Source organism: Streptomyces sp. NPDC086835 (genome assembly GCF_044745705.1).
GTDB lineage: Bacteria > Actinomycetota > Actinomycetes > Streptomycetales > Streptomycetaceae > Streptomyces.
The window spans coordinates 542,647-567,523 of the sequence record NZ_JBIVAU010000001.1; the positions used below are offsets into that span (position 1 = coordinate 542,647).

Genomic DNA, 24,877 nt, shown 5'->3' on the forward strand with positions numbered 1-24,877 from the left:
CGGTGTTACGCGCCGCTCGCCTTGAGCATGTCCTCACGCTCGACGATCTTCACGCGCTCGCGTCCCTGCGGCTCGCCCAGCGCCTTCTCCGCGGCGTCGAGCTTGTACCAGCCCTCCCACGTCGTCCAGCGGACGTCGCGGGAGGCGAGGAAGGCCTCGACGGCCTCCGGCTCCGGCGACGCCGGGGTCTGGAGGCGGCCGTTCGCGTAGTCGTCCAGCAGGTTCGCGACGGTCTCGTTCGCGTCGCCCTTGGTGTGGCCGATGAGGCCGACCGGGCCGCGCCGGATCCAGCCCGTGACGTACGTCGAGTCCAGGTGCTCGCCGGACTCCTCGATCACCCGGCCGCCCTCGTCCGGGACCGTGCCGGAGGCCACGTCCCAGGGGAGCTTCGGCAACTCGTCGGACAGGTAGCCCACGGCGCGGTAGACCGCCGTGACGTCCCAGTCCTTGAACTCGCCGGTGCCCTTCACGTTCCCCGTGCCGTCCAGCGCGGTGCGCTCGGTGCGCAGGCCCACGACCTTGCCGTCCTCGCCGAGGATCTCGGCGGGCGACTCGAAGAAGTGCAGGAACAGCTTGTGCGGCCGGTCGCCGGTGTCGCGGATCGCCCAGTTCTCCAGGGTCTTCGCGACCATGTCGGCCTGCTTGTTGCCGCGGCGGGTCTCGATCGAGCCCTCGTCGTAGTCGATGTCCTCGGGGTCGACGATGACCTCGATGTTGGGGGAGTGGTCCAGCTCGCGGAGCTCCATCGGGCTGAACTTGGCCTGCGCCGGGCCGCGCCGTCCGAAGACATGGACCTCGAGCGCCTTGTTGGCCTTGAGGCCCTCGTAGACGTTCGGCGGGATCTCGGTCGGCAGCAGCTCGTCCGCCGTCTTCGCCAGGATGCGCGCCACGTCGAGCGCGACGTTGCCGACGCCGAGCACGGCGACCTTCTCGGCCTCCAGCGACCAGGTGCGGGGCCAGTCAGGGTGCCCGTCGTACCAGGACACGAAGTCGGCGGCGCCGTAGGAGCCCTCCAGCTCGATCCCCGGTATGTCGAGCGCCCGGTCGGCGGTCGCGCCGGTGGAGAAGATCACCGCGTCGTAGTAGGTGCGGAGGTCGTCGAGGCTGAGGTCGTTGCCGTAGTCGACGTTGCCGAAGAGGCGGACCTGCGGCTTGTCGAGCACCTGGTGCAGGGCCGTGATGATGCCCTTGATCCGCGGGTGGTCGGGGGCGACGCCGTAACGGATCAGGCCGAAAGGCGCGGGCATACGCTCGAAGAGGTCGATGGACACGCCGGGGTCGGCGGCAGCCACCTCGGACTTCAGCAGCGCATCGGCGGCGTAGATCCCGGCGGGGCCGGCTCCGACGATGGCTACCCGCAGGGGGCGGGGCATGACAGGTTCCCTTCGAGCGGCGACAACTGGCTCGTCGGTAACCCTAAACAAAGGCAAGCCTAAGTCAGTACTCGGCCCTGACCTATGACCTCATAAGGCGGACTTATGCCTACTCAAAGTTCCCCTTGATGTCGGGGCGGCGGCAACGCCGACGGCCCGCCGTCCGCACGTGTGCGGCGCCCGTGTTCCGCCGCCGGGCGAGGAAGGCCCGGCGCCGGCAGTGTCGCGTCATTCCGTCGCGCCGCATCCAACTTCCGTCGTCCCGCCGCCTGTTCGAATGGGCCGGCGTATTCGCCGAATACGAACACGCGCCCGCGCGACTCCTCCAGGGTGCGTTTCCGCGGCTTTTCGCCGCACCTCCGGTTGCGGGCCCGGGAATTTCCGTGTGCGCTTGCCGTGGAGCTTTGGCCATGGATCAACAGCCCTGCCCAGCTGCCCAGTTGTGGCGGACACACTCTTGATCAGAGTACTCGCGGAGCGTCACCTTCGTAATGCGATTCGTGAAGCCCACCATGGACGGGAAATCATGTCGGGCAGCGACTCGAGACGAAAAGGGCCGACGCCACCCGGTGGCGTGCGGGGCAGAGGCGGAGGATGCCGTGAACACATTGCGCGTGGCTCTGAAACGGTCCGGGACCACACTCCCCTCATCACGCACCGCACTGCCTACCGCGCCCGTCCCCGAGGCCCGGGACGTTCCCCGGCCGCCCGTGGACCGCAGCGGCACGGTCCGCCCGGTCGCCGCCCTCCTGCCCAGGGACGGGGGCCATACGCCATGACCGTGCCCATCGGTACGTACCTCGTCGACACCAGGACCGGCCGCGTGGGCCGGTTCATGGGCGAGGCGGGCCCGTGGCTGAGTCTCAGACCGGTCGGCGGCGGCCGTGAGTGGGAGTGCTCGCCGGACCATGTGCGCCCCGCGACGGCCGCCGAACGGATCAGCGCGACGACGGCGTACGTGAACGCCCGCAGCCGCGGCGAGGTGACCTGAGGGCGGCGGTCGCCGGCTGTCACGAAGGCGGCGGCCGCCGGCTGTCACGAAGGCGGCGGCCGCCGGCCGAGGATCAGTAGTAGCCCTTCTCGCCGTCCAGCAGCTCGCGGATCGTGTCGAGATGACCGGCGTGCCGTGCCGTCTCCTCCACCATGTGTATCAGCATCCAGCGGAGCGACGCGGCGGCGGAGCGGAAGTCCGGGTGCCGGCCGACCTCGTCGAAGTCGTGGGCCGCGATGATCTCGTCGGAGACCGCGCACTGCTTCGTGTACTCGTCCAGGAGCTGCGCGAGGGGGACGCCCTCGACCCGCATGTCGGCGTCCTCGGGGTCCTTTGAGAACTGGGGACCGTCGGCCGGGCGGCCGAGGAACAGGACCTCGAACCAGGTCTGCTCGGTCCACCGCAGATGGGAGACGATGCCTGCCACCGTCATGAGCGGAGAGGTCGTCAGGACCGCCCGGTGGGCGTCCTCCTCCGAGAGGCCCTCGCACTTGTAGTGGATGATCGCGCGCTGCATCTGGAACCAGCCGGTCAGCTGTGTCCGCTCGTCCGCGCTGAAAGGGGGCCGGGTACGGGAAATCGCCATGGCCGTGGACGCTAGCGCGGCGGCGGGCCCCGCGCACCGGCATTTCGGTCCTACCACGCCCGAAGCACGTCCCCGATCGGCGAACCCGGGCCGGGAGACCACCGCCCGTACGGGAGAATGGGGGCATGAGCCTGTTCCGTGATGACGGTGTCGTCCTGCGCACCCAGAAGCTGGGTGAGGCCGACCGCATCATCACCCTGCTCACTCGCGGTCACGGCCGGGTACGGGCGGTCGCCCGCGGGGTGCGCCGCACCAAGTCCAAGTTCGGAGCGCGGCTCGAGCCGTTCTCCCACGTCGACGTGCAGTTCTTCGCCCGCGGCAGCGAGCTGGTGGGGCGCGGGCTGCCGCTGTGCACCCAGTCGGAGACCATCGCGCCCTACGGCGGGGGGATCGTCACCGACTACGCCCGGTACACCGCCGGCACCGCCATGCTGGAGACCGCGGAACGCTTCACCGACCATGAGGGCGAGCCGGCGGTCCAGCAGTATCTGCTGCTCGTCGGTGGGCTGCGCAGCCTCTCCCAGGGCGAGCACGCGCCGCACCTGGTGCTCGACGCGTTCCTGCTGCGGTCGCTCGCCGTCAACGGCTACGCGCCCAGCTTCGACGACTGCGCGCGCTGCGGGCTGCCGGGCCCCAACCGGTTCTTCTCCGTCGCGGCGGGCGGCGTCATATGCGGCGACTGCCGGGTGCCCGGCAGCGTCGTACCCTCTGCGGAGGCCATCGGGCTGCTCAGCGCGCTGCTGACCGGTGACTGGCCGGCCGCGGAGGCGTGCGAGGCGCGCCATGTCAGGGAGGGCAGCGGACTGGTGTCCGCCTATCTGCACTGGCACCTGGAGCGCGGCCTGCGTTCCCTGAGGTACGTAGAGAAATAGGAGATGTGAGCCGCATGGCACGACGCGGAATCCTGGGCCGGTCCCGCCGCGAGTACAAGGTCCCCGAGCCGCACCCGTCCGGCGCCCGCCCGCCCAAGATCCCGGCGGAGCTGGTGCCGAACCATGTGGCGTGCGTCATGGACGGCAACGGCCGCTGGGCCAAGGAGCGCGGCCTGCCCCGCACCGAGGGGCACAAGGTCGGCGAGGGCGTCGTGCTCGATGTGCTCAAGGGCTGCCTGGAGATGGGCGTCAAGAACCTGTCCCTGTACGCCTTCTCCACGGAGAACTGGAAGCGCTCGCCGGACGAGGTGCGCTTCCTGATGAACTTCAACAGGGACGTCATCCGCCGCCGCCGCGACGAGATGGACGAGCTCGGCATCCGTATCCGCTGGGTCGGCCGGATGCCGAAGATGTGGAAGTCCGTCGTCCAGGAGCTCCAGATCGCCCAGGAGCAGACCGTCGGCAACGACGCGATGACGCTGTACTTCTGCGTCAACTACGGCGGCCGGGCCGAGGTCGCCGACGCGGCGCAGGCCATCGCGCGCGACGTCGCGGCGGGCAGGCTGGACCCGGGCAAGGTCAACGAGAAGACGTTCGCGAAATACCTGTACTACCCGGACATGCCGGACGTCGACCTGTTCCTGCGCCCCAGCGGCGAGCAGCGCATCTCGAACTACCTGATCTGGCAGTCGAGTTACGCCGAAATGGTCTTCCAGGACGTGCTGTGGCCGGACTTCGACCGCCGTGATCTGTGGCGCGCCTGCCTCGAGTACGCGCAGCGCGACCGCCGCTTCGGCGGCGCGATCCCGAACGAGGAGCTCGAGGCGATGCGGGGACGCCCCGACACCCCCGCCTCCTGATCCGAGAGGCCGTACGGGCGGTGCGGCCGGGCCTGCGTACACCGGCCGCGCCGGGCGCGGCGTACGCGCGCGGCCCCGCGCGGCCCTGTCCGGCCCGGCGGCTACGATCACAGCTCGTCGTCGGACCGGGGAGGGGCCATGACCGAGGTGGAGCGGCAGCACGCGGGACAGACGGTGGAGCTGGTCTACGAGCCCATGGCACGTGACATGGTCTCCGCCCTGCGGGCCCGTTCGCGAGCCACGCCCGCCGGCCGCCGCATCCGGCGTCTGCTGCTCTTCGCCGGCGTGCTGTGCGTCTTCTGCTTCGGGTTCCTCGTGCTGATGAACGCGATGACCTGGCGGCTGTGGCTCATGCTGGGCGCCGGTGTTCTCGCATTCGCCTGCCTGTACCTGCTGCCGTGGATGCAGGGACGCCAGCTGCACCAGATGGCGGCCAGGCAGGGCGAGTTCCGTGCCGTCGTCGACGACGGCGGCATCCGGCTGACCACCCGCGACGCCGACGCCACCACCAACTGGGCGGTGTACTCGCGTTACGCGGAGACCGACGACGTGTTCGTCCTCCTCACCGGCGACAAGCACGGCGTCGGGGTGATGGTGCTGCCCAAGCGGGGCGTGACGGAGCCGGCCGGCGCGGAGCGGCTGAGGGCCCTGCTCGAAAGGCACCTGGAGAAGGCGTGACCCTGCGCGGCTGCGGCAGTGCCGCGCTCTTCGTGTCCGCCGCGTTCCTGGCCTGGCTCAGCTTCGGGGTCACGGTCGAGATGGAGACGTTCGTCGGACTGCGTCCCAACGACGCGGGCTTCGCCCTCTTCTTCGCCGTGCTCGCGGCCGGAGCGGCCCTGTGGGGCCTTCGGCTCGCGGGACGCCGCTCCGTGCTCGCTCTCGCGGCCACCGTGTGCCTGGCCGCGGCGCTCGCCTGGCGCCTGCACACGATCGCGCCGGCCCTGCACTGCTGGGACCACAACACCGTCGGCCGCAACGACGACGGGTCCTACGACTGCTTCGACCTCTGACCCGGCGCACGACGGTGGCCCGCACCCCTGGACGAGCCGGGTGTGCGGGCCACCGTGACAGGGCTCAGACGGCCTTCGCCGCGCACTCCGCGCAGGTGCCGAAGATCTCCACCGTGTGCGCCACATTCACGAAGCCGTGCTGTGCGGCGATCGCCTCCGCCCACTGCTCCACCGCCGGACCCTCGACCTCCACGGCCTTGCCGCACATACGGCACACCAGGTGGTGATGGTGGTCGTCGGTCGAGCAGCGCCGGTAGACCGACTCGCCCTCGCTGGTGCGCAGCACATCGACCTCGCCCGCGTCGGCGAGCGACTGCAGCGTGCGGTAGACCGTCGTCAGGCCCACCGAGTCGCCGCGGTGCTTGAGCATGTCGTGAAGCTCCTGCGCGCTGCGGAACTCGTCGACCTCGTCCAGCGCCGCCGCCACCGCGGCCCGCTGCCGGGTCGACCGGCCTCGCACCGGGGCGGTGTTCCCGCCGGTTGGCGCCGTGGTCACAGGTGCCTCCTCGCTTCGCCCGCACACATGTCGGGCCATTCTGCCAGGCCCGCGGTCGAGCGCGGTGCGGGCCCGCTGTCGTGCTCAGACCTTGACGTCGTCGCCCGGACGCCGGCTGCCCGGCATCGGGGCCGTGCAGGCCTCCTCGTTCTCGCCGCCGTTCTCGACCGCCCTCGCCCGCCGCCGCGCCAGTGGCGTGGCCAGGGCGGTCAGCACCACGAACACGGCGATGGCCAGCATCACAATCGCCGCGCCGGGCGGCACCTCGTGGAAGTAGGAGGTGGTGGTTCCGGCCAGGGCGACCACCACACCGATGGCGACCGCCAGCGCGTACGTCGCCTTGAAGGACCGCGAGATCTGCTGGGCGGCCGCCACCGGCACCACCATCAGCGCGCTGACCAGCAGCAGGCCGACCACGCGCATGGCGACGCTGACGGTGACCGCCGCGGTCACGGCGATCAGCAGGTTCAGTGCCCGTACCGGAAGACCGGTGACCCGGGCGAACTCCTCGTCCTGGCTGACCGCGAACAACTGCCGGCGCAGCCCCAGCGACACCAGCACCACGAACGCCGCGAGCAGCACGATCGCCATGACGTCCGAGTCGGAGACCGTGGAGAGCGAGCCGAAGAGGTACGAGGTCAGATTGGCCGTGGAGCCGCTGTCGGAGAGCTCGATCAGCAGCACGCCGCCCGCCATGCCGCCGTAGAAGAGCATCGCAAGCGCGATGTCGCCCCGGGTGCGGCCGTAGATGCGGATGAGCTCCATCAGGACGGCGCCGAGCACGGAGACCAGCGTCGCCATCCAGATGGGGTTGGTCGACATCAGGAAGCCGAGGCCGACACCGGTCATCGCGACATGGCCGATTCCGTCGCCCATCAGGGCCTGCCGGCGCTGCACCAGATAGATGCCGACGGCCGGGGCGGTGATGCCCACCAGCAGCGCCGCGAGCAGTGCCCGCTGCATGAACGGGGATTGCAGCATTTCCAGGATCATGTCAGCAGTCCAGTGCGGAGCGGCTCGTCGGCCGCGTGCGGATGTACGTGGTCGTGGCCGGGCAGGGCGTGCTGCCCGACGGCCTCCGGCGGCGGCCCGTCGTGGACGACGCAGCCGTCGCGGAGCACCACGGCGCGGTCGATCAGCGGCTCCAGCGGACCGAGCTCGTGCAGCACCAGCAGCACCGTCGTACCGGCGGCGACCTGCTCGCGGAGCGTGGCCGCGAGCACTTCCTGGCTGGCCAGGTCCACGCCCGCCATCGGCTCGTCCATGATCAGCAGCTCGGGCTCGGCCGCGAGCGCCCGCGCGATCAGCACCCGCTGGTGCTGGCCGCCGGACAGCGCGCTCACGGAGTCCTTGGCCCGGTCGGCCAGGCCGACGAGCTCGATGGCGCGCTGCACGGCCGCCTTGTCGGCGCGCGAGGGCAGGCCGAAGCGGGCGCGCGACAGCCGGCCGGAGGCGACGACCTCGCGGACGGTCGCGGGCACACCGCTCGCGGCGGTGGTGCGCTGGGGCACGTAGCCCACCCTCGACCACTGCCGGAAGCGGCGCAGCTCGGTGCCGAACAGGTCTATCCGGCCGTCGGTGAGCGGCACCTGTCCGATCACGGAACGCACGGCGGTCGACTTCCCGGAGCCGTTGGCGCCGAGCAGGGCGACGACCTCACCGTGGCGCACCATGAGATCGATGCCGCGCAGCACGGGCCGGGAGCCGAGCGTCGCCCGGGCTCCGTGGACGGAAATGACCGGCTCGCTGCTCATGGGGGGCCGCCTCTCCTGATGGGATCGCGTCACTTCGCGCCGAGGGCCTTCTGCAGCGCGGCGAGGTTGGAGCGCATGACCTCGATGTAGTCATCGCCCTTGGACCTGTCGGTGATTCCCTCGAGCGGATCGAGGACGTCCGTCCTGAGTCCGGTGTCGGAGGCGAGGGTCCTGGCCGTCTTGTCGCTGGCGAGCGTCTCGAAGAAGACGGTGGTGACCTTGTCCTTCTTCGCGATGCCCTGGAGCTCCTTGATACGGGCCGGGCTGGGCTCGGACTCCGGGTCGACGCCCGCGATGCCCTCCTGCTCCAGGCCGTAGCGCTCGGCGAGGTACCCGAAGGCGGAGTGGGTGGTGATGAACGTCTTCGTGGACGAGTTCTTCAGGCCCTGCTCGAAGTCGGTGTGCAGGGCGGTGAGCTTCGCGACCAGGGCGTCCGTGTTCTTCCGGTAGTCCGCGGCGTGGTCGGGGTCGGCCTTCTCCATCTGGGCGCCGACACCCTTGGCGACCTCGGCGTACTTCACCGGGTCGAGCCAGATGTGCGGATCGGCGCCGGCCTCGTCCTGGTGCTCCTCGTGGCCGGCCTCGCCCTCTGCCGCGTGCTCCTCGTGGCCGGCCTCGCCCTCTGCCGCGTGCTCCTCGTGCTCCGCCTCGCTCTCGCCCTCGTGGCCCTCCTCGTGACCGTGGTCATGGCCGCCGGCGGTGTCGAAGTGCTCGAGCTGCGTGAGCGTCGCGGCGTCCACCTTGTACTTCACGCCCGACTGCTCGATGGCCTTGTCGACGGCGGGCTGGACGCCCTTGAGGTAGAGGATCAGACCGGAGTCGTTCAGCTCGGCGGTCTGGCGCGGCTTGAGCTCGAGGTCGTGCGGCTCGACACCCGGCTTGGTGAGGGGGGTGACGGATACGTTGGCGCCACCGATCTGCTCGGCGAGATACTGCATGGGATAGAACGACGCGGACACCTTCAGCCGCCCGTCGCCGTCCACGCCCGCGGCGTCGGACGTGGAGCAGGCGGACAGGGCCAGAAGGCCGAGCGTGACTGCTCCGGCGGTGGCGGCGGTGGGTATGAGGCGTCGTACGTTCATGACACTCATTTTCAACAAAATCGGAAACGATTGTCAATAAACGCCGAGGTCGCCTCCGTCACCGCACCGATTTGATCCGGGGGGTGCGGCCGCCGGTAACCTGAGTCATTCTCCGTTCGTCGTCGTCGTAATGAAGAGAGCACCGTGGCCGCCGACAAGATCGATACGATCGTCAACCTGAGCAAGCGCCGTGGCTTTGTCTACCCCTGCAGCGAGATCTACGGCGGTCAGAAGGCCGCCTGGGACTACGGACCGCTGGGTGTCGAGCTCAAGGAGAACATCAAGCGCCAGTGGTGGCGCTACATGGTCACCTCGCGCGAGGACGTCGTCGGCATCGACTCGTCGGTGATCCTGGCCACCGAGGTCTGGGAGGCCTCCGGCCACGTCGCCACCTTCACCGACCCGCTCACCGAGTGCACCTCCTGCCACAAGCGTTACCGCGCGGACCACCTGGAGGAGGCGTACGAGGAGAAGCACGGCCGCCTCCCCGAGAACGGCCTCGCCGACCTGAACTGCCCCAACTGCGGCAACAAGGGCACCTTCACGGAGCCCAAGCAGTTCTCCGGCCTGCTCTCCACCCACCTCGGCCCCACCCAGGACTCCGGCTCCGTCGCCTACCTGCGTCCCGAGACCGCCCAGGGCATCTTCACCAACTTCGGCCAGGTGCTGCAGACCTCGCGCAAGAAGCCGCCGTTCGGCATCGCGCAGATGGGCAAGTCCTTCCGGAACGAGATCACTCCGGGCAACTTCATCTTCCGCACCCGCGAGTTCGAGCAGATGGAGATGGAGTTCTTCGTCAAGCCCGGCGAGGACGAGAAGTGGCACGAGTACTGGATGGAGCAGCGCTGGAACTGGTACCGCGACCTGGGCCTGCGTGAGGAGAACATGCGCTGGTTCGAGCACCCGCAGGAGAAGCTCTCCCACTACTCCAAGCGCACCGCCGACATCGAGTACCGCTTCCAGTTCGGCGGCAGCGAGTGGGGCGAGCTCGAGGGTGTCGCCAACCGCACCGACTACGACCTGAAGGCGCACTCCAAGGCGTCCGGCAACGACCTGCTCTACTTCGACCAGGACGCGCAGGAGCGCTGGACGCCGTACGTCATCGAGCCTGCCGCCGGTGTCGGCCGCGCCATGCTGGCGTTCCTCCTCGACGCGTACAACGAGGACGAGGCGCCCAACGCGAAGGGCGTCATGGAGAAGCGCGCCGTGATGCGCCTCGACCCGCGCCTCGCGCCGGTCAAGGTCGCCGTCCTGCCGCTGAGCCGCAACGCGCAGCTGTCGCCGAAGGCCAAGGGCCTCGCCGCGGACCTGCGCAAGAACTGGAACATCGAGTTCGACGACGCCGGTGCCATCGGCCGCCGCTACCGCCGTCAGGACGAGATCGGCACGCCGTTCTGCGTGACCGTCGACTTCGACACCCTCGACGACAACGCGGTGACCGTGCGCGAGCGCGACACGATGAAGCAGGAGCGGGTCTCCCTCGACCAGATCCAGGGCTACCTGGGCAGCCGCCTGCTGGGCTGCTGACCGCCCGACGCGTTCGAAGCCCCCGGTTCCGGGTAGCGGAACCGGGGGCTTCGTGCACACTGGGCCCCCACGCGTACCCGGAAGCGGGCCAGGCACAGGAGGCGCACCACATGCCGTCCATGACCACGAGCAAGGTCCAGAGATGGGACCAGCACGGACGCGAACACGTCGTACGGGTCGAAAAGGCGGGGATCCAGCGGCAGTTGATCTGCGGCACCTGCGACTGGCGCAAGAACGCGCAGTTCCTGCCGTGGCTCAAGGCCGAGGAGCACCTCGCACAGGTCCATCAGGCGACCGTCGACCCGTCCGCGACCGGCGGCTGAGGCGGCCGACGCTTTTTCGTGTGATGTGCCCGAAAACCGGATGCCCGCGCCCCGCCCGGCAGGGTACCGTCGTCGGCATGTCTTCGTTCTTCCAGATCTACGAGTGAGAGGGCGGCGGTCGTACCGCCTCCGTCCGACGTTTCCCGAGTCACTTCTCACCATGAATGGGAGAACCCCATGGCCAAGAGCCGCAACAACCTTCTCGGCGTAGGCGGACAGCGCAAGAAGCTGTCCCGCGCCGACCAGCAGGCGGGCGGCCCCGCCCGCAACGCCGACCGCAGGGCCGCCGAGGACCACAAGCAGGAACTGGTGCGCAAGATGCGTGAGCGCGCCCAGGCCGCCCAGACGGACGGCGAGCCGCAGACGGACGCGGACACGCCCTCGGACGCCGCCCCGCAGGGGGAGCAGGCCTGATCGACGGAGGGGCCCGGACCGCACCACGCGGTCCGGGCCCTTTCGCATGTCCGCCGCGGCCCACCGTCAGGAGCGGTTCACCGTGTGCGGCGGCCCTGACCGTCTTTGCGGGAGGGGATCCGGTCGATCTCCGGTTCGCCGAGCCGTTCCGCCGTCCGCCGTGCCGACTCCCGGGCCCGCCGGCCGCTGGTGAGCGCGCCGACCACGAGCACGCACAGACCGCAGCCGGCGATGATCCACCAGGCGGGCCGGCTCGCGTCGACGAAGCCCTCGGTGTGCGAGGAGGCGGAGACCCCGGCGGCGAGCACGGCGCCGATGACGGCGACACCGAGTGTCTGGCCGATCTGCCGGCTCGTCGAGGCGACCGCCGCCGCCACTCCGGCCTGGGCGCGGGGCATCCCGGAGACGGCGGTGTTGGTGATCGGGGCGTTGACGAGACCGAAGCCGAGGCCGAAGAGGACGTAGCCGGTGAACAGCAGGGAGGTGGAGGTCTCCGCCTCGAACGCGGCGAACAGGACGCCGCTGGCCGTCATCGTGGTGCCGGCGGCGAGCAGCGACGGGCGGGGGCCGTACGCGGCCACCAGCCGCCCCGACAGCGGCGCGCAGACGAGCGTGAGCCCGGCCATGGGCAGCATGTAGAGGCCCGCGTGCAGGGCGGACAGACCGCGGACGTCCTGGAGGTAGAGCGTGTTGACGAACAGGAAGCCGCCGAGGGCGGCGAAGGCGCTCACCGCGATGACGGTGGCCCCGCTGAACGGCAGGCTGTGGAAGAAGCGCAGGTCGATGAGCGGTTCGGCGCGACGCGGTTCGTGGCGCAGCAGCGCGGCGAGGGCGAGTGCGGCGACGACGGCGAACGTGAGGATCAGCGGCGAGGTCCAGCCGGCCACCGGCGCCTCGATGATCGCGTACGTCAGCGAGCCGAGGAGCACGACGACCAGCAGCTGGCCCACGGGGTCGAAGCGGCGGGCCTTCGGAGCGCGGGACTCGGGCACGTAGCGCCAGGTGAGCAGCAGGGCGGCGAGACCGACGGGCAGGTTGACCCAGAAGATGGACCGCCAGCCGACACCGTCCACGAGCAGGCCGCCGACGAGGGGGCCGGCGGCCATGGAGATCCCGACGACGCCGCCCCAGACACCGATGGCGCGGGCTCGCTCACGGGGATCGGTGAAGGTGTTGGTGATGATCGACATGGCGACCGGGTTGAGCATGGAACCGCCCACCGCCTGCACCATGCGGAACGCGACGAGGGAGTCGAGGTTCTGGGCGAGGGAGCACAGCAGCGAGCCCAGGGTGAAGAACACGAGCCCGATCATGAAGACCTTGCGCCGGCCGACCCGGTCCGCGACGGAACCGGCGAGCATCAGCAGCGAGGCCAGCACGAGGGTGTAGGCGTCGATCACCCACTGCATCCCGGCGACCGAGGCGTCCATCTCCCGGCGCAGGGAGGGCAGGGCCACGTTCAGGATCGTGTTGTCGAGGCTGACGATCAGCAGGCTCATGCAGCAGATCGCCAGGACCAGGATCCGGTGCCGGTGGCTGAGCTCGGGCATGCGATGAATCGTATGGCTGACCGACTGCCTCGGCAGTGCGCGACAATGGGCGAATGACCACGCTCGCCCCCGCTTCCTCGAACATGCTCCGGATCGGCCCGCACGCCGTGCAGCCGCCGGTGGTCCTCGCTCCCATGGCCGGCATCACGAACGCGCCCTTCCGGACGCTGTGCCGGGAGTTCAGCGGCGGGAAGGGCCTGTTCGTCAGCGAGATGATCACCACGCGGGCCCTGGTCGAGCGCAACGAGAAGACGATGCAGCTCATCCACTTCGACGAGACCGAGACCCCGCGCTCGATCCAGCTGTACGGGGTGGACCCGGTCACCGTCGGCAAGGCCGTCCGGATGATCGTGGACGAGGGCCTGGCCGACCACATCGACCTGAACTTCGGCTGCCCCGTCCCCAAGGTCACCCGCAAGGGCGGAGGCTCCGCCCTCCCGTTCAAGCGGCCCCTGCTGCGCGCGATCCTTCACGAGGCGGTCACCAACGCCGGCGACCTGCCGGTCACCATGAAGATGCGCAAGGGCATCGACGACGACCACATCACCTACCTCGACGCGGGCCGGATCGCGGTCGAGGAGGGCGTCACGGCCATCGCCCTGCACGGGCGCACGGCGGCACAGCACTACGGCGGCACGGCGGACTGGGACGCGATCGCCCGCCTCAAGGAGCACGTCCCGGAGATCCCGGTGCTCGGCAACGGCGACATCTGGTCCGCGGGCGACGCCCTGCGGATGGTGCGTGAGACCGGCTGTGACGGCGTGGTCGTGGGCCGTGGCTGCCTGGGCCGGCCGTGGCTGTTCGCGGACCTGGTGGCGGCCTTCGAGGGCCGCGACGACTACGCGCGGCCCACGCTGCGCCAGGTCGCCGACGTGATGCTGCGGCACGCGACGCTCCTGGGGGAGTGGATCGGGGACAAGTCGCGCGGAGTGGTCGACTTCCGTAAGCACGTGGCCTGGTACCTGAAGGGCTTCGCCGTCGGCTCCGAGATGCGCAAGAAGCTCGCGATCACCTCGTCGCTGGAGGAGCTGGGCGCTCAGTTGAGCGAGCTGGACCTGGACCAGCCGTGGCCGGCGGGCGCGGACGGCCCCCGCGGGCGTACGTCGGGCAACAACCGGGTGGTGCTGCCGGACGGCTGGCTGAAGGATCCGTACGACTGCGCGGGCGTCGGCGCGGACGCCGAGCTGGACACTTCCGGTGGCTGACCGGCGGCGGAGGCGGTCCGGATGATGGAATTCCGGCGCTCCGGAAGGCGTGATTCTCGCCACCCCTGATAGGGGGTGCGCTCAGATGAGCGAAATCCGGACGACTGCATCTTTCAAAGGGTGGCACTCAGTGCCACCCTTTTGGCTTTTGAGGCATGGAGTGACTTGTGACTCTGTGTAGCGATTCCCCATCGGCTGAACGCGGGAAGTGATCATCCCTTCAGGAGTTGAAGTGAAGGGTCTACACCTCCCTCGCCCCGGAGCACTTTCGATTGGCTGGCGGACGAGTGGTTAAGGCCGTATGACGGGCAAGTGGACGTACCCAGACGCCTTCGATCTGGGTATGTTCCTCGCCGTCAGGGCAGCCACCGAGTCCTCGAGGAGTCGAGACCCGTGTCGGAAAACAAAGATCAGAAGTTCGTCTACGACTTCACCGAGGGCAACAAAGAACTCAAGGACCTCCTCGGCGGCAAGGGTGCGAACCTCGCCGAGATGACCAACCTCGGTCTGCCGGTCCCTCCGGGCTTCACGATCACCACCGAGGCCTGCAAGGTCTACCTCGAGAGCGGCGACGAGCCGGCCGAGCTGCGCGACGAGGTGAGTGCGCACCTCGACGCCCTCGAGCAGAAGATGGGCAAGAAGCTCGGCCAGGCCGACAACCCCCTTCTGGTCTCCGTACGTTCGGGCGCCAAGTTCTCCATGCCCGGCATGATGGACACCGTCCTCAACATCGGTCTCTCCGACGAGTCGGTCGCGGGCCTCGCCCAGCAGGCCGGCGACGAGCGCTTCGCGTGGGACTCCTACCGCCGCCTCATCCAGATGTTCGGCAAGACCGTGCTGGGCGTCGACGGCGAACTCTTCGAGGACGCACTCGAGGAGGCCAAGGCCGCCAAGAAGGTCACCGTCGACACCGACCTCGACGCCGCCGACCTGAAGAAGCTCGTCAAGCAGTTCAAGAAGATCGTCAAGGCCGAGGCCGGCCGCGACTTCCCGCAGGACCCGCGTGAGCAGATGGACCTCGCGATCTGCTCGGTCTTCGAGTCCTGGAACACCGACCGGGCCAAGCTCTACCGCCGCCAGGAGCGCATCCCCGGCGACCTCGGCACGGCCGTCAACATCTGCTCCATGGTGTTCGGCAACCTCGGCCCCGACTCCGGCACCGGCGTCGCCTTCACCCGCGACCCCGCCTCCGGCCACCAGGGCGTCTACGGCGACTACCTGCAGAACGCCCAGGGCGAGGACGTCGTCGCCGGTATCCGCAACACCGTGCCGCTGGCCGACCTCGAGTCGATCGACAAGAAGTCGTACGACCAGCTGATGCAGATCATGGAGACGCTGGAGAACCACTACAAGGATCTCTGCGACATCGAGTTCACCATCGAGCGCGGCCAGCTGTGGATGCTCCAGACCCGGGTCGGCAAGCGCACCGCCGGCGCCGCCTTCCGCATCGCCACCCAGCTCGTGGACCAGGGCCTGATCGACGAGGCCGAGGCGCTGCAGCGCGTCAACGGCGCCCAGCTCGCGCAGCTGATGTTCCCGCGCTTCGACGACCGGGCCAAGACCGAGCTGCTCGGACGCGGCATCGCCGCCTCCCCCGGCGCGGCCGTCGGCAAGGCGGTCTTCGACTCCTACACCGCGGTCAAGTGGTCGCGCTCCGGCGAGAAGGTCATCCTGATCCGCCGTGAGACCAACCCGGACGACCTGGACGGCATGATCGCCGCCGAGGGCATCCTGACATCCCGCGGCGGCAAGACCTCGCACGCCGCCGTCGTCGCCCGCGGCATGGGCAAGACCTGTGTCTGCGGCGCCGAGGAGCTCGAGGTCGACACCAAGCGCCGCCGAATGACGGTGAACGGCACCGTCATCGAGGAGGGCGACGTCGTCTCCGTCGACGGCTCGACCGGCAGGGTCTACAAGGGTGAGGTGCCCGTCGTGCCCTCCCCGGTCGTCGAGTACTTCGAGGGTCGCATGCACGCCGGCGCCGACGACGCCGACGAGCTGGTCCAGGCCGTCCACCGGATCATGGCCTACGCGGACCGGGTACGCCGGCTGCGTGTGCGGGCCAACGCCGACAACGCCGAGGACGCGCTGCGCGCCCGCCGCTTCGGCGCCCAGGGCATCGGCCTGTGCCGTACCGAGCACATGTTCCTCGGCGAGCGCCGCGAGATGGTCGAGAAACTGATCCTCGCGGACACCGACGACGAGCGCGAGGAGGCCCTGCGGGCGCTGCTGCCGCAGCAGAAGCAGGACTTCGTCGAGCTGTTCGAGGCGATGGACGGACTGCCGGTGACGGTGCGTCTGCTCGACCCCCCGCTGCACGAGTTCCTGCCCGACATCACCGAGCTGTCGGTGCGCGTCGCCCTCGCCGAGGCCCGCAAGGACCACAACGAGAACGACCTGCGCCTGCTCCAGGCCGTGCACCGGCTGCACGAGCAGAACCCGATGCTGGGTCTGCGCGGCGTACGCCTCGGGCTTGTCATCCCCGGCCTGTTCACCATGCAGGTGCGGGCGATCGCCGAGGCCGCGGCGCAGCGCATCGAGGCCAAGGGCGACCCGCGCGCCGAGATCATGATCCCGCTCGTCGGCACCGTCCAGGAGCTGGAGATCGTCCGCGAGGAGGCCGAGCAGGTCATCGCCGAGGTGCGGCAGCAGACCGGTATCGACCTGAAGCTGGCGCTCGGCACGATGATCGAGCTGCCGCGCGCCGCGCTGACCGCGGGGCAGATCGCGGAGGCCGCCGAGTTCTTCTCCTTCGGCACCAACGACCTCACCCAGACCGTGTGGGGCTTCTCGCGCGACGACGTGGAGGCCAGCTTCTTCACCGCCTACCTGGAGAAGGGCATCTTCGGGGTCTCCCCGTTCGAGACCATCGACAAGGACGGCGTCGGCTCCCTCGTCCGTAACGCGGTGGAGGCCGGCCGGGCCACCCGTCCCGACCTCAAGCTCGGCGTCTGCGGCGAGCACGGGGGCGACCCCGAGTCGGTGCACTTCTTCCACGAGGTGGGTCTGGACTACGTGTCCTGCTCGCCGTTCCGCATCCCGGTGGCGCGACTGGAGGCGGGCCGCGCCGCGGCGGTCCGTACGACGGGCAGCGACTCCCGCTAGGGACCATCAGACTCCGGGGTCGTCACCGGGGCCGGGGCACGAACCCCGGAGCCCGGTACCCCGACCCTCACCGGCTACCCGGTGGCGGCTCCGGAACCACAGAGAAGGGGCGGGCGCCTGTGCGGGGCGCCCGCCCCTTCTGCATGCCCGGGGGCACATGCAGAAACGGAAGCAGGCGGGTCCTTGTTGAACCGGAAGTCAGTTGAATCGCGGATCAGTCAACCTTCGCTGATTGACATTCAAACAAATTTCTTCTGTTTCGCGCCGGATACAACGGACGGAGCACGGCCGGCGGATCCCCACCCGCCGACCGCGCTCCATTACCCGTGCCGGACACGGAGCCGCAACCTCCATCACCGCCGCCGGACGCGCAAAGCCCCCCACGGTCCTCGCTGCGTCACATCGGTGAAGTAGGTTTCATGCCCGACGTCGTACAGCTTTTCGGTTGCCCCCCAGGACCCGCGAGGCGTTTCAACTGTGGCTGAAACACCGTGGTAACAACGTGTGATTGCATGCATACTCAATGAAGGGGGGCGATTGCGGGTGCAACAGTGGGGGTTCGGTGCTTCGTATTCATTTCAATGCGGACGATCTGGCGCGCGTGCGGATGGCCGCCAGGCCCGACGCGTTGTGGGAATCGATTCTCAGTTTTCACCGATTGCGTGACCGAAGGGGCGCTCTGGTCTTCGGGGAATGGCGTTCCCAAGCACGAACGCGGTTGAAAGGTGAAACACGACTGCTCTCCGCGCTCGTTCCCCAGCGGGGATATTTCCCGGATTTCCTCACCCCCGCGGAGGGCAGTGAAGGGCTCGACACGGGCCTCGAGGCGCTGCGGGCCACACCCCCGGCGCGGCTGCACACCGAGGTTGCCCTCGCCGCCGCCCACCGCTCGCCGCTGCGCTCCCTGCCCGGCCGGCTGGCGTCCCTCGCCGAAGGCAGGGCCGAGTCCGTCGCCCGGCTCGTCGCCGCTCTGCGGACGTACTACCACGCGGCCGTGGAGCCCTACTGGACCCATATCCAGGGCCGGGTGGAGGCCGACCGCGCCGCGCGCGGCCGTGCGCTCCTCGACGGCGGCGCGGGCGAACTGCTCGCCTCCCTGCCGCCGGTGCTGCGCTGGCGCTCACCCGTTCTGGAGGCCGACTATCCCGTCGACCGTGAACTGCACCTGGACGGGCGCGGACTGCTGCTCCAGCCGTCGTTCTTCTGCCGGGGGACACCGGTGGTCCTGCGCGACACGTCGCTGCCACCGGTGCTCGTCTATCCGGTCTCCCACAGCTGCGAGCAGGCCGCGGGAGACGTGACGGGCGCCTCGCTCGGGCGCCTCGTGGGGCATACGCGCTCCGCCATCCTCCAGGCCATCCGCGGCGGCTGCACGACCAGCGAACTGGCCCGCAGGGCCGGCGTGTCGCTGGCCTCCGCGAGCCAGCACGCCGCCGTACTGCGCGAGGCCGGCCTGGTGGTGACGCTGCGCCACGGCAACGCGGTACTGCACACGCTCACCCCGCTGGGCGCCGCCCTGCTGCGCGGCGGCGCCACACCGGAGCCCGAGCTCGCTATGCGCGGAACGGCCCCGTCACCTCGTAGGTGATGCCGCCCGACGAACTGCCGCTGGTGCCGCGCTGGCTGGAGAAGTACAGCCGGGTGCCGTCGGGGGAGAAGGCCGGGCCGCAGATCTCCGAGGAGGACTGGCCGTTCACCCGGAGGAAGGGTGCGACGACATCGGCCGGAGTGATCACGCAGATCTCCATGTTGCCGCCGTCCTCCGCGACGAACAGGTCGCCGGAGGCGGTGCCGGTGACGTTGTCGAGGCCCGTGAGCGGCGCGGTGCCGGTGACGAGCGAGTCGTCGTAGGCGAGCTCGTAGGTGTTCGCCAGGAGGTTCAGCTGCCAGAGCCGGTTGTCGCCCTTGGTGGTGAACCACACGGTGTCGTTGGCGTAGTGGCAGCCCTCGCCGCCGTTGAACCGCTTCGCGCCCGACACCTGGTCCCGGGTGACGGTGGGAGAGCCGTCGGGGTCCGGCACGTTGGCCCAGGTGAAGCTGCCGGAGGTGGCGGTGCCGGCCTTCAGCACCTGGAGGGTGCCGGAGGACAGGTTTCCCCAGGTGGAGGGGACGAACCGGTACAGGCAGCCGTTGGACTCGTCCTCGGTCAGGTAGATCACCTTGCGCACCGGGTCGGCCGCCGCCGCCTCGTGCTTGAAGCGGCCCATGGCCGGGCGCTGCACCGACCCGTTCACGCCGTAGGGGTCGGCCTCGTAGACGTATCCGAGGCTGACCTCCTCGCAGGACAGCCAGGTGTTCCAGGGCGTCTTGCCGCCCGCGCAGTTCTGCCGGGTGTTCGACAGGATCCGGTACGCGCCGGTGATCGCGCCGGTCGAGGAGAAGCGCACCGCGCTCGCCCCGCCGGAGGGGTTGATCTCCGAGTTCGACACGTAGATCCAGCCCGTGCCGTCGCTGTAGCAGGCACCGCCGTCAGGGGCGTTGTGCCAGGTGTACGAGGTGGGGCCGACCCGCTGGCCGGATCGGGCGATCACCCGGCTGGTGAAGCCGGCCGGCAGCTGGATGCCGTTCGCGTCCGCAGGGCCGAGCGCCCCGTAGGGGCCGGGGCCGGGCTGGGCGGGGGCCGCGGAGGCGGCGCCCTGCCACAGCGTGAAGCCGAAGGCCGCCGCCGATGTACCGACGACGGCTCCGCGCAGGAAGCTGCGACGTTCCACTTGTCACTCCAGGGTGGGATGACTGCCCCGTGGCACCGGCCGGCGCCACGGGGTCGCGCGGTGAAGGAACCTAGGACGGGTGAGTTACGCCCGGTGCAACGCGGGATGGCCGCGGTGGTCGTGCTCCAAGAAAAATTCCCTGCCCCGGACCGATGAATCACGGCCGGCCCGTCCGTCTGCCCCTTCGAACGCACCGGACAGCACCGCACCGCGCAGCGCCGCGGGGCACCGAAAGAGAAAGAGACAGTCATGGCTCAGATGATCTTCGTGAACCTGCCCGTGAAGGACCTCGAGGCCAGCAAGGCCTTCTGGGGCAAGCTGGGCTACTCCTTCGACCCGCAGTTCACCGACGAGACCGCGGCCTGCCTGGTCTTCAGCGACACCGTCTTCGCGATGCTGCTGACCGAGGCGCGCTTCAAGGACTTCACCAAGAAGGACATCGCCGACGCCGCCACCAGCACGGAGGTCATCGTCGCCCTGAGCGCCGAGAGCCGTGAGAAGGTCGACGAGCTCGTGGACGCCGCCCTCGCCGCCGGCGGCTCGCCGTCCAACGACCCCCAGGACTACGGCTTCATGTACGGCCGTTCCTTCCAGGACCCCGACCACCACCTGTGGGAGGTCGTCTGGACGGACGTCGAGGCGATGCAGAAGGCGATGGCGCAGGGCGAGTGACGCCGCGCCCGCGGTACGCCGCCGGGGAATACGGCCGCTCACGCGTCGCGAAGGTCAGGGCAGTGACAGACGACGCGTGAGCGGAGTCGGGGGGAGTGGTACGGGAGGCTCAGGCCACCCGTACCTCGTACGCCGTCACCGCCACCGACTCGTCGTCCAGGCAGCGCCCGGTCGACAGGTCGAAGCGCTGCTTGAGCAGCGGCGAGGCGACGAACGGCCGGCCGGCCGCGGAGCCCACCAGACCGCGCGCGAGGACCTGTGCGCCGGTGAACGGGTCACGGTTGTCGATCGCGTACGGGACGCCGTCGCGGTCCAGGAACAGCGCCACCTGGCGGCCGTCCGGCAGCAGGGCGGTCACTCCGCGTCCCGGGGTGAGCCGGGACAGGGGGCACACAGCGAGCCACTCGTCGGCGGGCCGGAGCTGGATCAGGACATCCGTCGTGGCGGGGGCGAGGGTCGTCGCGGTCATCGGGCGGCACCTTCCAGGGTCTCTTCGAGCGAACGGATGGACAGCAGCGGCAGATCGGGCTTGACCTGGTCGCGCTCGGGCACGAACTTCACCGTCGGGTCCGGGGTGTCGGGCGCGTTGACGAACGACACGAACCGCAGCAGCCGCTCGGGGTCGTTCAGCGTCTCGGCCCACTCGTCGCGGTAGCCGGCGACATGGTCGGCCATCAGCGACTCCAGCTCGGCGCAGATGCCGAGGGAGTCGTGCACGACCACGTCCCGTACGTGGTCCAGGCCGCCCTCGATGCGCTCCAGCCAGGTCGAGGTGCGCTCCAGCCGGTCGGCGGTGCGGATGTAGAACATCAGGAACCGGTCGATCAGACGCACCAGTTCGGCGTCGGACAGGTCCTGGGCGAGCAGGTCCGCGTGGCGCGGGGTGGCGCCGCCGTTGCCGCCGACGTACAGGTTCCAGCCGTTGGCGGTGGCGATCACGCCGAAGTCCTTGGACTGGGCCTCCGCGCACTCGCGCTGGCAGCCGGAGACCGCCGACTTCAGCTTGTGCGGCGAGCGCAGTCCCCGGTAGCGCAGCTCCAGGTCGATCGCCATCCGCACCGAGTCCTGGACGCCGTAGCGGCACCAGGTCTGCCCCACACAGGACTTCACGGTCCGCAGCGCCTTGCCGTACGCGTGGCCGGACTCGAAGCCCGCGTCCACCAGCCGGGCCCAGATCTGCGGCAGCTGGTCCACCCGCGCGCCGAACAGGTCGATCCGCTGACCGCCGGTGATCTTCGTGTAGAGGCCGAAGTCGCGGGCCACCTCGCCGATGACGATCAGCTTCTCCGGGGTGATCTCGCCGCCGGGGATGCGCGGCACGATCGAGTACGAGCCGTTCTTCTGCAGATTGGCGAGGAAGTGGTCGTTGGTGTCCTGAAGCGCCGCCTGCTCGCCCTCGAGCACATAGCCGCTCGCGCCGATCGTGGGCGCCAGTGAGGCGATGATCGAACCGACGGTCGGCTTGCAGATCTCGCAGCCGTTGCCGCCGCGGGCCGCCTCCCGGCCGTGCGAGTCCAGCAGCTGCTGGTACGAGGTGATGCGCAGTGCGCGGACGATCTCGTACAGCTCCTGGCGGGTCTGGCCGAAGCAGCCGCACAGGCCCTTGTCGACCTCGACGCCGGACGCCTCCAGCTCGGCGTTGACGAGCTGGCCGAGCACCTTGACGCAGCTGCCGCAGCCGGTACCGGCCTTGGTGCACTTCTTGACCTCCGGCACGGTGGTGCAGGAGTGCTCGGTGACCGCGCCGCGGATCGTGCCCTTGGTGACGTTGTGGCAGGAGCAGATCACGGCCTCGTCGGGCAGCGAGGCCGGCCCGAGCGCGGCCGGCGCGCCGGCGCCGGCGGGCAGCACCAGCTGCTCGGGGGAGACGGGCGGCACACTGCCGGTCAGCGCCCGTAGGGTGCCGTACGACTCGGCGTCACCGACGAGGATGCCACCGAGCAGCGTGCCCTCCCCGTCGACGACCAGCTTCTTGTAGACGCCGGCGCGCGAGTCCGAGTACACGACGTCCAGGCATCCGTCGGCCGCGCCGTGCGCGTCACCGAAGGAGGCCACGTCCACACCGAGCAGCTTCAGCTTCGTCGAGGTGTCGGCGCCGGTGAAGGACCGCGTGCCGCCGTCGATCACATCCGCCACCGCCTCGGCCATCTCGTAGCCGGGGGCCACCAGGCCGTACACCCGGCCGTCCGAGGCCAGCGCGCACTCGCCGATCGCGAAGACCGCCGGGTCGGAGGTGCGGCACTGCTCGTCCACGATGATGCCGCCGCGCTCGCCGACCGCGAGGCCGGCCTCACGGGCGAGCTGGTCCCGGGGCCGTACGCCCGCCGAGAAGACCACCAGGTCGGTGGCGAGCTTCGAACCGTCGGACAGCGCCATGCCGTTGACGGCGCCGTTCTCACCGGCGAGGACCTCCTGGGTGCCGACACCGGTGTGCACCGAGAGGCCCATGCTCTCGATCGTGCGCAGCAGCGCCGCGCCGCCGCCCTCGTCGACCTGCACCGGCATCAGCCGCGGCGCGAACTCGACGACGTGCGTCTGAAGACCGAGACCCTTGAGCGCGCCCGCCGCCTCCAGCCCGAGCAGACCGCCGCCGACGACCGCGCCGACGCGGGCCGTCTTCGCGTACTCCTCGATCGCGAGCAGATCCTCGATGGTGCGGTAGACGAAGCACCCATCCGCGTCCTTGCCCGGCACCGGCGGCACGAACGGGTACGAGCCGGTGGCCATCACCAGCGTGTCGTACGTCAGGGTGAGCCCGGCCCGCGAAGTGACGGTGCGCGTGGTCGTGTCGATGGTCTCCGCGGGGTCGTCCAGGTGCAGCTCGATGCCGTGCTCCGCCATGAAACCTTCCTCGACCATCGACAGGTCGTCAGGCGTGTTCCCGGAGAAGTACGAGGTCAGACGCACCCGGTCGTAGGCGGGACGGGGCTCCTCGCAGAGCACGACGACGCGTGCCCGCTCGGTGACGCCGCGCTCGGCGAGGGCCTCCAGGAACCGCTGGCCGACCATTCCGTGGCCGACGACCACGATCGTGGGAGTGGTCGCGGGAGTGGACTTCGCAGCCATGTCAGAGGCCTCCATCATCGGTGAGCAGGTGGAGCAGGGGGAGGGAGTCCGGCAGGGCCTCGTCGCCCTCCCAGGCCCGGGCGAGCGCGCCGACGGAGGCGAGATCCCCGAGCAGTACGCCGCCGACGAGCCGGTCCCCGCGGACGACGACCTTGCGGTACGCGCCCCGGGTGGCGTCAGCGAGCTGGACGACGTCGTCCCCCGGGCGGGGGGTCGGGTCGCCGAAAGCGGCCAGGTCGAACGGGCTCGTCGTGGAGGCGAGTGTGAGCCGGGTCAGCGCCCGGGTGCCCGTGTAGCGGGCGCCCTCGGCGCGGAGCACCGCGGCCAGCACATCGGCCTGCTCCAGCGCCGGGCCGGCCAGCCCGTGCACGACGCCGTCGTGCTCGGCGCAGTCGCCGATGGCGTGGATGTACGGGTCGGAGGTGCGTAGTTCGTCGTCGACGACGATGCCGCGCCGCACCTCGAGCCCGGCGTCGACCGCCAGACCCACACGGGGACGCACCCCGCAGGCCAGCACCACGATCTCGGCGTCCAGCGCGAAGCCGTCCGCCAGGACCACGGCGCCGACTGCCCCGTCGGCGGTGGTCCGCAGACCACGCACCCGGCACTCGGTGTGCACCTCGACGCCGAGGAGCTCCAGGTGTGCCCGCAGCAGCGCGGAGGCGGAGGTGTCCAGCTGGCGCTCCATGAGGTGCTCGCCCTGCTGGGCCAGCACCACCTTCGCGCCCCGGGTGGCGAGCGCGCGGGCCGCGGAGACCCCCAGCAGCCCGCCGCCGACGACCACCGCCCGCGTGCCCGGTCCGACCGCGGCGGACAGCGCCGCGCAGTCGTCCAGGGTGCGGAAGGGGTGGACGCCGTCGGGGAGTCCGGGGCCGAGTCCGCGCAGCGGCGGCAGCACCGGGTTGGAGCCGGTCGCCAGCACCAGGCGGTCGTATGCCACGGACGTGCCGTCCGCGCAGTGCACGAGCCGCCGGTCCCGGTCGACGGCGGTCGCCCGCACACCGCGGCGCACCGGCACCTCGGGCAGCGCGATCACCTCGGGGCCGTAGCGCCCCGCCAGCACCTCCGCGAGCAGCACCCGGTTGTAGGGCGCGTGCGTCTCCTCGCCGAGGACCGTGACGCGGGCGCCCGCGCCGAGCTGACGCGCGAGCCGCGCGCCTGCCGTCCCGCCGCCGATCACCACGATCTCCGATGTCATGCAAGCAGCCTGCGTCGGCGGTGTTACCCGGCAGGTTCCCTTCTGTTTCCCGCGGGGAACGCTGCGCTCAGCGCGGAGGCCG

Annotated in this window: 23 protein-coding genes; 12 read left to right on the forward strand and 11 right to left on the reverse strand. The window is 70.1% G+C overall.

Annotated elements, in window-relative coordinates; genetic code table 11:
* Nucleotides 1-5 precede the first annotated feature (5 nt).
* The gene (locus ACIPJI_RS02350; RefSeq protein ID WP_307706342.1) at nucleotides 6-1,373 is read right to left on the reverse strand and encodes an FAD-dependent oxidoreductase; all 1,368 of its coding nucleotides are present in this window, start codon (nucleotides 1,371-1,373) and stop codon (nucleotides 6-8) included.
* 775 nt (nucleotides 1,374-2,148) lie between these two features.
* On the opposite strand from ACIPJI_RS02350, the gene ACIPJI_RS02355 reads away from it, so the two are divergent.
* Nucleotides 2,149-2,364 carry a hypothetical protein gene (locus ACIPJI_RS02355; RefSeq protein ID WP_159692189.1) on the forward strand — a complete coding sequence of 72 codons (216 nt, stop codon included), beginning with the start codon at nucleotides 2,149-2,151 and terminating at the stop codon, nucleotides 2,362-2,364.
* Between the two features lie 73 nt (nucleotides 2,365-2,437).
* Here ACIPJI_RS02355 and ACIPJI_RS02360 read toward each other — a convergent pair whose 3' ends face one another.
* Entirely contained in the window at nucleotides 2,438-2,950 is a 513-nt protein-coding gene (locus tag ACIPJI_RS02360) for a DinB family protein (protein ID WP_356620915.1), read from the reverse strand.
* Between the two features lie 125 nt (nucleotides 2,951-3,075).
* On the opposite strand from ACIPJI_RS02360, the gene recO reads away from it, so the two are divergent.
* The 4 genes from recO to ACIPJI_RS02380 all read left to right on the forward strand — a co-directional run bounded on the left by recO (nucleotide 3,076) and on the right by ACIPJI_RS02380 (nucleotide 5,692).
* Nucleotides 3,076-3,822 carry a DNA repair protein RecO gene (gene recO / locus ACIPJI_RS02365; RefSeq protein ID WP_307706340.1) on the forward strand — a complete coding sequence of 249 codons (747 nt, stop codon included), beginning with the start codon at nucleotides 3,076-3,078 and terminating at the stop codon, nucleotides 3,820-3,822.
* A 14-nt stretch (nucleotides 3,823-3,836) separates the two neighbouring features.
* Complete coding sequence (locus tag ACIPJI_RS02370; RefSeq protein WP_159692195.1) at nucleotides 3,837-4,682, forward strand: isoprenyl transferase; 846 nt, start codon at nucleotides 3,837-3,839, stop codon at nucleotides 4,680-4,682.
* Between the two features lie 138 nt (nucleotides 4,683-4,820).
* Nucleotides 4,821-5,360 carry a YcxB family protein gene (locus tag ACIPJI_RS02375; RefSeq protein ID WP_356620914.1) on the forward strand — a complete coding sequence of 180 codons (540 nt, stop codon included), beginning with the start codon at nucleotides 4,821-4,823 and terminating at the stop codon, nucleotides 5,358-5,360.
* On the forward strand, nucleotides 5,357-5,692 hold the full coding sequence (locus ACIPJI_RS02380) for a hypothetical protein (RefSeq protein ID WP_307706338.1): 336 nt from the start codon (nucleotides 5,357-5,359) through the stop codon (nucleotides 5,690-5,692). Before ACIPJI_RS02375 ends, ACIPJI_RS02380 begins: the two co-directional genes overlap by 4 nt.
* A 64-nt stretch (nucleotides 5,693-5,756) precedes the next feature.
* Here the strand turns inward: ACIPJI_RS02380 and ACIPJI_RS02385 are convergent, their stop codons facing one another.
* The 4 genes from ACIPJI_RS02385 to ACIPJI_RS02400 all read right to left on the reverse strand — a co-directional run bounded on the left by ACIPJI_RS02385 (nucleotide 5,757) and on the right by ACIPJI_RS02400 (nucleotide 9,024).
* Complete coding sequence (locus ACIPJI_RS02385; RefSeq protein ID WP_159692197.1) at nucleotides 5,757-6,188, reverse strand: Fur family transcriptional regulator; 432 nt, start codon at nucleotides 6,186-6,188, stop codon at nucleotides 5,757-5,759.
* A gap of 84 nt (nucleotides 6,189-6,272) precedes the next feature.
* Nucleotides 6,273-7,181 carry a metal ABC transporter permease gene (locus ACIPJI_RS02390; protein ID WP_402243971.1) on the reverse strand — a complete coding sequence of 303 codons (909 nt, stop codon included), beginning with the start codon at nucleotides 7,179-7,181 and terminating at the stop codon, nucleotides 6,273-6,275.
* The gene (locus ACIPJI_RS02395) at nucleotides 7,178-7,942 is read right to left on the reverse strand and encodes a metal ABC transporter ATP-binding protein (RefSeq protein WP_402243973.1); all 765 of its coding nucleotides are present in this window, start codon (nucleotides 7,940-7,942) and stop codon (nucleotides 7,178-7,180) included. Before ACIPJI_RS02395 ends, ACIPJI_RS02390 begins: the two co-directional genes overlap by 4 nt.
* 29 nt (nucleotides 7,943-7,971) lie before the next feature.
* The gene (locus ACIPJI_RS02400; RefSeq protein WP_402243975.1) at nucleotides 7,972-9,024 is read right to left on the reverse strand and encodes a metal ABC transporter substrate-binding protein; all 1,053 of its coding nucleotides are present in this window, start codon (nucleotides 9,022-9,024) and stop codon (nucleotides 7,972-7,974) included.
* A 144-nt stretch (nucleotides 9,025-9,168) separates the two neighbouring features.
* Between ACIPJI_RS02400 and ACIPJI_RS02405 the strand changes: the two genes are divergently transcribed.
* From ACIPJI_RS02405 to ACIPJI_RS02415, 3 genes are all read left to right on the forward strand, one after another.
* Nucleotides 9,169-10,551: a glycine--tRNA ligase gene (locus tag ACIPJI_RS02405; RefSeq protein WP_364600557.1), complete on the forward strand. Its 1,383-nt coding sequence runs from the start codon at nucleotides 9,169-9,171 to the stop codon at nucleotides 10,549-10,551.
* Nucleotides 10,552-10,661: 110 nt separating this feature from the next.
* Nucleotides 10,662-10,874 carry a hypothetical protein gene (locus ACIPJI_RS02410; protein WP_402243977.1) on the forward strand — a complete coding sequence of 71 codons (213 nt, stop codon included), beginning with the start codon at nucleotides 10,662-10,664 and terminating at the stop codon, nucleotides 10,872-10,874.
* Nucleotides 10,875-11,051: 177 nt separating this feature from the next.
* Nucleotides 11,052-11,288, forward strand: coding sequence for a DUF6243 family protein (locus ACIPJI_RS02415; RefSeq protein ID WP_307706332.1), 237 nt, complete (start codon nucleotides 11,052-11,054; stop codon nucleotides 11,286-11,288).
* Nucleotides 11,289-11,365: 77 nt separating this feature from the next.
* Here the strand turns inward: ACIPJI_RS02415 and ACIPJI_RS02420 are convergent, their stop codons facing one another.
* Nucleotides 11,366-12,838, reverse strand: coding sequence for an MFS transporter (locus ACIPJI_RS02420; RefSeq protein ID WP_402243978.1), 1,473 nt, complete (start codon nucleotides 12,836-12,838; stop codon nucleotides 11,366-11,368).
* 53 nt (nucleotides 12,839-12,891) lie between these two features.
* On the opposite strand from ACIPJI_RS02420, the gene dusB reads away from it, so the two are divergent.
* The 3 genes from dusB (at nucleotide 12,892) to ACIPJI_RS02435 (ending at nucleotide 18,736) form a co-directional block, all read left to right on the forward strand.
* Entirely contained in the window at nucleotides 12,892-14,043 is a 1,152-nt protein-coding gene (gene dusB, locus ACIPJI_RS02425; RefSeq protein ID WP_402243979.1) for a tRNA dihydrouridine synthase DusB, read from the forward strand.
* A 393-nt stretch (nucleotides 14,044-14,436) separates the two neighbouring features.
* A complete protein-coding gene (gene ppdK / locus ACIPJI_RS02430; protein ID WP_356620907.1) occupies nucleotides 14,437-17,148 on the forward strand; it encodes a pyruvate, phosphate dikinase in 2,712 nt (903 codons plus the stop codon).
* A gap of 562 nt (nucleotides 17,149-17,710) precedes the next feature.
* Nucleotides 17,711-18,736 (forward strand): helix-turn-helix transcriptional regulator, encoded by a 1,026-nt coding sequence (locus ACIPJI_RS02435; protein WP_307706328.1) that lies wholly within the window; start codon nucleotides 17,711-17,713, stop codon nucleotides 18,734-18,736.
* Here ACIPJI_RS02435 and ACIPJI_RS02440 read toward each other — a convergent pair.
* Entirely contained in the window at nucleotides 18,702-19,859 is a 1,158-nt protein-coding gene (locus ACIPJI_RS02440) for an alkaline phosphatase PhoX (RefSeq protein WP_402243982.1), read from the reverse strand. The two genes, ACIPJI_RS02435 and ACIPJI_RS02440, sit on opposite strands and share 35 nt — an antisense overlap.
* Nucleotides 19,860-20,108: 249 nt before the next feature.
* Here ACIPJI_RS02440 and ACIPJI_RS02445 point away from each other — a divergent pair, with 249 nt between their 5' ends.
* Nucleotides 20,109-20,531 carry a VOC family protein gene (locus tag ACIPJI_RS02445; RefSeq protein WP_356620905.1) on the forward strand — a complete coding sequence of 141 codons (423 nt, stop codon included), beginning with the start codon at nucleotides 20,109-20,111 and terminating at the stop codon, nucleotides 20,529-20,531.
* Between the two features lie 109 nt (nucleotides 20,532-20,640).
* On the opposite strand, the gene nirD is transcribed toward ACIPJI_RS02445, so the two are convergent.
* From nirD to ACIPJI_RS02460, 3 genes are read right to left on the reverse strand one after another with little or no spacing between them, the layout of a single operon-like run.
* Nucleotides 20,641-21,000, reverse strand: a complete 360-nt coding sequence (gene nirD / locus ACIPJI_RS02450) for a nitrite reductase small subunit NirD (RefSeq protein ID WP_307706325.1) — start codon at nucleotides 20,998-21,000, stop codon at nucleotides 20,641-20,643.
* On the reverse strand, nucleotides 20,997-23,612 hold the full coding sequence (gene nirB, locus ACIPJI_RS02455) for a nitrite reductase large subunit NirB (protein ID WP_402244728.1): 2,616 nt from the start codon (nucleotides 23,610-23,612) through the stop codon (nucleotides 20,997-20,999). Before nirB ends, nirD begins: the two co-directional genes overlap by 4 nt.
* Nucleotides 23,599-24,795 (reverse strand): NAD(P)/FAD-dependent oxidoreductase, encoded by a 1,197-nt coding sequence (locus ACIPJI_RS02460; RefSeq protein WP_307706323.1) that lies wholly within the window; start codon nucleotides 24,793-24,795, stop codon nucleotides 23,599-23,601. The genes nirB and ACIPJI_RS02460 overlap by 14 nt, the downstream gene beginning before the upstream one ends.
* Between the last annotated feature and the right edge of the window lie 82 nt (nucleotides 24,796-24,877).

What these genes read in the sequence shown, in the direction of transcription:
- ACIPJI_RS02350 (WP_307706342.1), bottom strand. Translation starts at nt 1,373, where the DNA reads ATGCCCCGCCCCCTGCGGGTAGCCATCGTCGGAGCCGGCCCCGCCGGG.
- ACIPJI_RS02355 (WP_159692189.1), top strand. Translation starts at nt 2,149, where the DNA reads ATGACCGTGCCCATCGGTACGTACCTCGTCGACACCAGGACCGGCCGC.
- ACIPJI_RS02360 (WP_356620915.1), bottom strand. Translation starts at nt 2,950, where the DNA reads ATGGCGATTTCCCGTACCCGGCCCCCTTTCAGCGCGGACGAGCGGACA.
- recO (WP_307706340.1), top strand. Translation starts at nt 3,076, where the DNA reads ATGAGCCTGTTCCGTGATGACGGTGTCGTCCTGCGCACCCAGAAGCTG.
- ACIPJI_RS02370 (WP_159692195.1), top strand. Translation starts at nt 3,837, where the DNA reads ATGGCACGACGCGGAATCCTGGGCCGGTCCCGCCGCGAGTACAAGGTC.
- ACIPJI_RS02375 (WP_356620914.1), top strand. Translation starts at nt 4,821, where the DNA reads ATGACCGAGGTGGAGCGGCAGCACGCGGGACAGACGGTGGAGCTGGTC.
- ACIPJI_RS02390 (WP_402243971.1), bottom strand. Translation starts at nt 7,181, where the DNA reads ATGATCCTGGAAATGCTGCAATCCCCGTTCATGCAGCGGGCACTGCTC.
- ACIPJI_RS02395 (WP_402243973.1), bottom strand. Translation starts at nt 7,942, where the DNA reads ATGAGCAGCGAGCCGGTCATTTCCGTCCACGGAGCCCGGGCGACGCTC.
- ACIPJI_RS02400 (WP_402243975.1), bottom strand. Translation starts at nt 9,024, where the DNA reads ATGAACGTACGACGCCTCATACCCACCGCCGCCACCGCCGGAGCAGTC.
- ACIPJI_RS02410 (WP_402243977.1), top strand. Translation starts at nt 10,662, where the DNA reads ATGCCGTCCATGACCACGAGCAAGGTCCAGAGATGGGACCAGCACGGA.
- ACIPJI_RS02415 (WP_307706332.1), top strand. Translation starts at nt 11,052, where the DNA reads ATGGCCAAGAGCCGCAACAACCTTCTCGGCGTAGGCGGACAGCGCAAG.
- ACIPJI_RS02420 (WP_402243978.1), bottom strand. Translation starts at nt 12,838, where the DNA reads ATGCCCGAGCTCAGCCACCGGCACCGGATCCTGGTCCTGGCGATCTGC.
- dusB (WP_402243979.1), top strand. Translation starts at nt 12,892, where the DNA reads ATGACCACGCTCGCCCCCGCTTCCTCGAACATGCTCCGGATCGGCCCG.
- ACIPJI_RS02445 (WP_356620905.1), top strand. Translation starts at nt 20,109, where the DNA reads ATGGCTCAGATGATCTTCGTGAACCTGCCCGTGAAGGACCTCGAGGCC.
- nirD (WP_307706325.1), bottom strand. Translation starts at nt 21,000, where the DNA reads ATGACCGCGACGACCCTCGCCCCCGCCACGACGGATGTCCTGATCCAG.
- nirB (WP_402244728.1), bottom strand. Translation starts at nt 23,612, where the DNA reads ATGGAGGCCTCTGACATGGCTGCGAAGTCCACTCCCGCGACCACTCCC.
- ACIPJI_RS02460 (WP_307706323.1), bottom strand. Translation starts at nt 24,795, where the DNA reads ATGACATCGGAGATCGTGGTGATCGGCGGCGGGACGGCAGGCGCGCGG.